Raw genomic sequence first — 511 nt, forward strand, 5'->3', positions numbered from 1 at the left:
AGCGAATACAGCGCTGATGTTTTTTATCCTCGATGGGATTGAGTTGGTGGCAAGTGTGGCAACCGATGTGATTGTGGTTGTGGTGAGTGTCACCTTCTTTGACGCTTGGTAACTCGATTGCCGGAATAAAGTGCCCCCACAGCCAGCTTTTATCGACCATCGAAATGCATTTCACCACCAATATTGTGTATACGCAAAACGCCCAAAACGAGCTGCCCATTCCGATGTCGGCCAGAGACGCAATTTTAATTAAGCTCACCAATACGCCAATTAAAAACACATCGACCATTAACCACGGTTCAACTCGAAACAGAATTCGGCAAAGTACTTTGGCCATACGCTGCTGCTTTTTAGACGGCGGATGGTTGCGAACTTTTAACGCCTCAAGGTGCAGAAAAAGGATCAAACCCACATAGATAGCAGGCAAAACGACGACCGTCGCGAGCAGAAGCGCACCAAGTAGGGCGTTTTGAAATTCAGCCAGCATTTTGGCTGCGTGAAGCAGAGTGAT

Annotated in this window: 1 protein-coding gene; it reads right to left on the reverse strand. The window is 47.6% G+C overall.

Annotation, left to right across the window (positions count from 1 at the left end; genetic code table 11):
• The coding region (locus R7E78_RS30770; protein ID WP_318059225.1) for a paraquat-inducible protein A at positions 1–511 on the reverse strand (511 nt) is incomplete at both ends.

Source organism: Vibrio sp. YT-19(2023), assembly GCF_033337395.1.